6 protein-coding genes and 1 pseudogene are annotated in these 5279 nt (G+C 66.9%); 4 read left to right on the plus strand and 3 right to left on the minus strand.

What is annotated here, in order from left to right; genetic code table 11:
- Positions 1–192 (plus strand): integrase core domain-containing protein (locus tag ACWD35_RS44780; protein WP_451357065.1); only part of this gene is annotated, 192 nt, incomplete at its 5' end.
- On the opposite strand, the gene ACWD35_RS44785 is transcribed toward ACWD35_RS44780, so the two are convergent.
- Positions 166–537 carry a transposase family protein gene (locus ACWD35_RS44785; protein ID WP_451357069.1) on the minus strand — a complete coding sequence of 124 codons (372 nt, stop codon included), beginning with the start codon at positions 535–537 and terminating at the stop codon, positions 166–168. The genes ACWD35_RS44780 and ACWD35_RS44785 overlap by 27 nt on opposite strands.
- Positions 538–762: 225 nt before the next feature.
- On the opposite strand from ACWD35_RS44785, the gene ACWD35_RS44790 reads away from it, so the two are divergent.
- Positions 763–1488, plus strand: coding sequence for a hypothetical protein (locus ACWD35_RS44790; protein ID WP_451357066.1), 726 nt, complete (start codon positions 763–765; stop codon positions 1486–1488).
- Positions 1489–1675: 187 nt separating this feature from the next.
- Here ACWD35_RS44790 and ACWD35_RS44795 read toward each other — a convergent pair whose 3' ends face one another.
- Positions 1676–2221: an AAA family ATPase gene (locus tag ACWD35_RS44795; RefSeq protein ID WP_451357070.1), complete on the minus strand. Its 546-nt coding sequence runs from the start codon at positions 2219–2221 to the stop codon at positions 1676–1678.
- Positions 2222–2458: 237 nt separating this feature from the next.
- A pseudogene (locus ACWD35_RS44800) lies at positions 2459–3492 on the minus strand (DEAD/DEAH box helicase); the annotation flags it as partial.
- Between the two features lie 208 nt (positions 3493–3700).
- On the opposite strand from ACWD35_RS44800, the gene ACWD35_RS44805 reads away from it, so the two are divergent.
- Both ACWD35_RS44805 and ACWD35_RS44810 read left to right on the plus strand, forming a co-directional pair.
- Entirely contained in the window at positions 3701–4012 is a 312-nt protein-coding gene (locus tag ACWD35_RS44805) for a DUF6412 domain-containing protein (protein WP_451357067.1), read from the plus strand.
- Positions 4013–4307: 295 nt separating this feature from the next.
- Entirely contained in the window at positions 4308–5072 is a 765-nt protein-coding gene (locus ACWD35_RS44810; RefSeq protein ID WP_451357068.1) for a YidC/Oxa1 family membrane protein insertase, read from the plus strand.
- Positions 5073–5279: the final 207 nt, after the last annotated feature.

Below are 5279 nucleotides of genomic sequence, written 5' to 3' on the forward strand. Positions count from 1 at the left end.
GAATCCCTGAACGCGACCATGAAACGCGAGACGCTCCAGGGACGGAAGCGGTGGAACGGGGCCCTTGAGGCCCGGCTCGCGGTCTTCCGATGGGCGACCCGCTACAACACCCAGCGACGGCACTCCCGCCTCGGCCAGATCAACCCGATCGCTTACGAACAACGATCAACTACGCTGGCCACCGCCGCATAACAACCGGTGTCCACGACCAAGGGTGAAGCCCCGCCCGGCGCGGCCGGCGAGGGCGACCGCAACGGCTGCCAGGACATAGCGTGAAGCTGGAGTGCGTCTCCCGTACCTGAACGTCAGCCCCGCGACCTGCTCGACGAACGTACGTCGCCCGCACAGGTCGCTATCGCAGTACAACCGCCGCACGGTCAGTTCGATCACCACCGGCTGGCCACCGACCGGAGTATCAGCAAGCCGACGCTGATAGCAGCTGTGCACACGACCCGAAGCAAGCTCACAGTCCGGACAAGAAGCAGGCCCATCGAAGGTTCTCGCAACGATGTGCACCACACCGCACTCCGTGAACATCCGCTCCACCAGAACCGCGCTGAAATGCGGAAACAACACCGCTATGAGGTCATCACACCGCACCACGTTCCCAGATGACGCCACGTCACCGTGGCAGAACGCCGTTGATCGTCCTCACGGAATGTGTGCCAGAACCCCTCAGAAACCGACACAGCCAGATGCCACCACCGCTGAGCTGCGCGTGCGACCTCGCCTCTGGCCACCTCGGGAAGGTTCAATACCGCAGTGGTGGACTGGGCACAGATGCGTGACTGCTGGTTCGAGGTTGGTCGTGTTCCGGAGCTCTTGGAGCGGGTCGAGTGCGATGACGACGCAGAGGCGTGGAAGGAGTTGGGATGGCGGCTTGTCCTCGAGCATGACCTGGTGTCCCCGGCCAGCTTCGCTGCCGTCCCGCGCCTGGTGCGTCTCGCGCCGCGCAGTGCGCAGGCGCGCGCCCTGGCTGGAGAGATCCTGGAGCGTGCGGCAGGGCATCATGGCTGCGACGATCTGCTGGCGGACTGCGCCGACGCCATCGTGGAGTTCCGCGACGTGCTGGACGGGCACCTGCGGTCGCGGCCCGCTGACTATCTTGTGTCCTTCCGTGCCCTGCTCTCGGTCGAGGAGGAGTACCACTGGGCGGCGGTCCTGGGTGACTTCACCGATGACTTCTATCTGCTGGCCTGTCCCCACTGCGGGGTAGAGGACACGATCGCCATCGGCGACTACGGTCGGTACTCCGCGATCCGGGACTGGGATTTGGGTGATGTGAAGCGACGGGACCTGCAGCCGGTGGCCTGTGAGGAACTCACCGGAACCGGCAGGTGGATGCATGAGACGGCTGTCCGCGATGGGCAGGAGGTCCTTGCCGATGGACTTGCCTATCTGTTCGGTAATGCGGAATGCCCGGGCTGCGCCAGCGTCTTCAACGTGGCGGACGAGTACACCTCTGCCAACCGGCCGGTCATGCGATAGCCCACGGCTGGGCCCTACGGGTGGACCCACAGCCGGATCGCGGCGACGGTGACCGTGTCGTGGAAGAGGGAGGCCCTTGGGCTACCGCGTTGATCACCCCCCCCCGGTCATCCCGCCACCCCATGCCAAGACCCATCAAGACGGCGGATGACCGCAGGCCATCACCGCCATCACCAGACCGGATGCCTTACCGGCTCGGGCCCGCTCCGATACGGTTCAGCACCTGGTCGGCCAGCTCCTGCGGCGACAGCTCGCCGTCCAGGGACACCGTGTCGCTGGGCAGGGTGTCAGCCGCGGCCATGCACGATCCGATCCTGCCCTTGCACCAGCGCCGGACCCGCTCGTCCTGCTCGGGGTCGTGCGGGGTGAAGCTCCGTCCGTCGATCCGCTTCTCCAGGACCTCCCGGGAGACCTTGAGGAAGAAGTGGTGGACGGTGATGCCCGCGTCCCTCAACACGTCGAAGATCTCACCGACATACCCAGGATTGACCAAGGACATCGGGACCAGAACCGGGCGGTGGTACTCCTCGACCAGCCCCACCGCCAGGTCGGCGACCTGCCGCCGCCACAGCCGCAGATCCTGGAAATCACCGGTCGGCACCTCCACGATCTCCCGCAGCACATAGCCGACCATCTCCGGGTCAAAGACCAGCGCCTCGGGCCAGCGCGGACGCAGCTCGTCCACCAGCGTGGTCTTCCCGCTGCCGAACGCACCGTTCACCCAGACGATCAACTCGATCCTCCCCGCCCCGTCGCCATGCCCCGTCGTCGGGCCCGGCATGTCGGATCAGCATGCCGCGCGACTTGGGTGGGGGCAGATTCCATTGGCAGATCATGCCCGAAAGATCGCCAAGTGGGGCCGAATCCCGCCGTCGAACGAAGCCGATTCACGCTGTCGAGGCCAGATGGTGGCAGCGACAAAGCACTGCTGAAAGCCCCCCTATGGCACCGATGCCAAACTGCGCGACTGGTCGATGCCGTTGGCGAACTGGCGCAGCACTTCCCGCCGCTCGGACACGAGGTGGTAGCCGCACAGCCACGCTGACCACACCCGGTCAGGCGGGACGTGACGTCCGGCCTCCAGCTCGTAGAACTCAGCGTCGATCGGCGACTTCGGCAGCCGGCCCGCGGCCGTCAAGTCGTCGTCCGAGACGTCGTTGACGCACAGCTCGGCGGCCGTCTCGGGCAGCTTCCCCGCGAAGGCCGGCAGCCTCCTCCACCTTCTGATGGAACGTCATCACCGTCTTGAGGTTGTGCCGGGCGGCGTGCTCCAGGAGCGCGGTCTGCAGCAGGGCCAGGCGCCGGCCCCGCGCGCCTCCTCCGACAGCCCGAGGACGGGGGAAGGGTCGCGGATTTCCAGTACGTCGATCTCGAACCCTGCGAGGATCTCGCGCTCGATCGCCTCCGAGAGCCCCAGTTCGGCCAGCCACGCGCCGTAGGGGCCCTCGGGGTCGTCGGTCATGCTCGCGATCTCCAGCTCCTGGCCGTCCGCGCCCTTCTGCGGCTGGGCCGCGGCCAGGATGCGTGGCGTGGCTGTGAGGTAGAGCCGGAAGTCCGCCAGGATGCGGGCGTTGTCGTGGATCGTTACCCACGGCCGTCCGAGATCACCGGCGGTGCCGTGGGCCTTGTCCACGATGGCGAGGTCGAAGCCGTCCATGCGTTGCCCGTAGAGGCGCTCTCCGCCTGCCAGAGCGGCCTCCAGCGGCCCGCGAAACCTTCCGCTGGCCTATATATCGGTGCGTCGATGTCCTCACGGTCCACCAGGGAGGCGTACATGGCGAACACGACCATCGGCCTGTGCCCGGCCCACAGGGCGAGCTGGATGGGGTTGGTGGTGGTGCGCACCCCCAGCTCGTTCAGGGCCGTGTCGTTCTCGAGCGAGCACACCGCGGCCATCGGGGCCCGGTGGCCCACCAGGCGCCATGCCTGGGCGGTCTGCGCGAGCATGTCCAGGGTCGGGACGCTGACGAGTATCCGGCCGCCGGGGAAGCACTCCAGCGAGCTGGAGACCCTGGTTCGCAGGAGGCTCAAGCTGGCATGGCATCCTCAACGGATTCCTCGCCGGGGGTGGGCTCCGTTCTCGACCCGAACTGGCCTCGGAGCACCGAAGTTGGGGCGCTTGTGTCCGCCGTTCGTGTATAACGGGACGCAGTAGAGCGGAGCTTGACGTCCGCCCGCGTATGTGGGCCCGCACGGAGAGGAGGACCCTGTGATGAGAGGTGTTGCACCGCTGCGGTCGTCAGCCGTGCTGATGGTGCTCGTGCTCGCGCAGGTCTTCCTCGCTGAACCCGGTTTTTCGCTTTCCTCGGCCGTTGCCGTCGCGGCGACGGCTACGGCGGCCGCAGCACTCGTCTTCTGCACGGTCATGGCTGCCCGGTCGGTGCCCGTCGTGCCCCGCCAGCGGGTGCGGACGGCGCTCCGAGACCGCAGGGAACGCACCGCGTTCCTGCCCCAACGTGACCCGGACGCTCGAGGCCGCACTCGGCCCCGGGCTCCCGGCCGCCGCCTTCCGACGGCCGCGTAGGGGCCAACACGTCCGCCCGTGACACCGTCCGCGGGCAGAATCGTCAAGAAACAGACAGCCAGAACGCCGCCTCCTGCTGTGTCGCCGCGTCCATGAGACCGTCGCGTCCCAGAGCGCGGCAACCTGCCGGGCCCGCTCTGTCATGAATGGCCGACCGGCTCGTCCGAGGCCCATCCTGGATCTCGATCCGCCGAAGGCTACGGCTCGCCTGTTTCTTCCCCTGCCTCCGCGCCCCCTGCGCCGGTCGTCACGCCGCATCCCAGTCGATATGACGTGACCCTCGGAGGGCACACCCATGACCCCGATCTTCGCTGCCTTCGCTCACCTGGTCGACAGCATCGCCGCCCTACTCCAGCCACTGTTCCACACCTCCGCTGTGGTCGCCGCGATCGTCCTGTTCACCCTCTGCGTACGGCTCGCTCTGCATCCGCTCGCCCGCGCCGGGGCACGGGGGCAGAAGGCACGCTCTCAGCTCGCGCCGCAAGTCGCACAGTTGCGCAAAAAGCACTCGAAGAACCCTGAGGCGCTACGCAAGGCGCTCGCCGAGTTGTACGCGGCGGAAAAAGTGTCTCCGGTAACCGGATGCCTGCCGATGCTGCTCCAACTGCCGGCCTTCTACCTGATGTATCGGGTGTTCTCCAGCAGCCGCATCGGAAGCGGCCCGAACGAACTGCTCAGCCACCGTCTCCTCGGCGCCCCGCTCGGTGAGCGGTGGACCGACGCGCTCGTGCACGGCGACGTGTTCGGGGCCACAGGATTCGTCCACATGGTGCTCTTCGCGATCACCGCGGTGGTCGCCACGATCACCTACCGCCGCACGCGACAGCAGCAGGCGACCTCTGACACGGGCATAGACCCGTCGGTGCCGGGCGCGGATGCTGTCGCCGGTCTCGTGCGGGTGCTGCCAGTGACGTCCTTCTTCACGCTGATCACCATCGCTGTCGTCCCGCTCGCCGCATCCCTTTACGTGGTGACTAGCACCATCTGGTCGGCAGTCGAGCGGCACGTACTCTATCCGCAGACACCCCCGAGCACGTCTGCAAAGACACTCCCTGCGTAACAGCCGTCCGCGTCTGCCGACGGTCACGTATTACTCGACCGTCGACAGACGCTGACGAGGAGGGTGGCCCCTGCTGACGCGTGGATCAGGGCGAGGTAGGTGGTGCCCGCCTTTGAAGGTCCCCTCGTAGCGTGGAGTCCGTGATACCAGGGGAAGTTGAGGTTCATGGGGTCCAAGCAACAGAAGTACGACGCGGAGTTCCGTGAG

Source organism: Streptomyces sp. NPDC002671 (assembly GCF_053592475.1).

Bases quoted from the DNA above. Each gene is read 5' to 3' on its own strand.
- ACWD35_RS44810 (WP_451357068.1), top strand. From the start codon at position 4,308: ATGACCCCGATCTTCGCTGCCTTCGCTCACCTGGTCGACAGCATCGCC.
- ACWD35_RS44785 (WP_451357069.1), bottom strand. From the start codon at position 537: ATGTTCACGGAGTGCGGTGTGGTGCACATCGTTGCGAGAACCTTCGAT.
- ACWD35_RS44805 (WP_451357067.1), top strand. From the start codon at position 3,701: ATGAGAGGTGTTGCACCGCTGCGGTCGTCAGCCGTGCTGATGGTGCTC.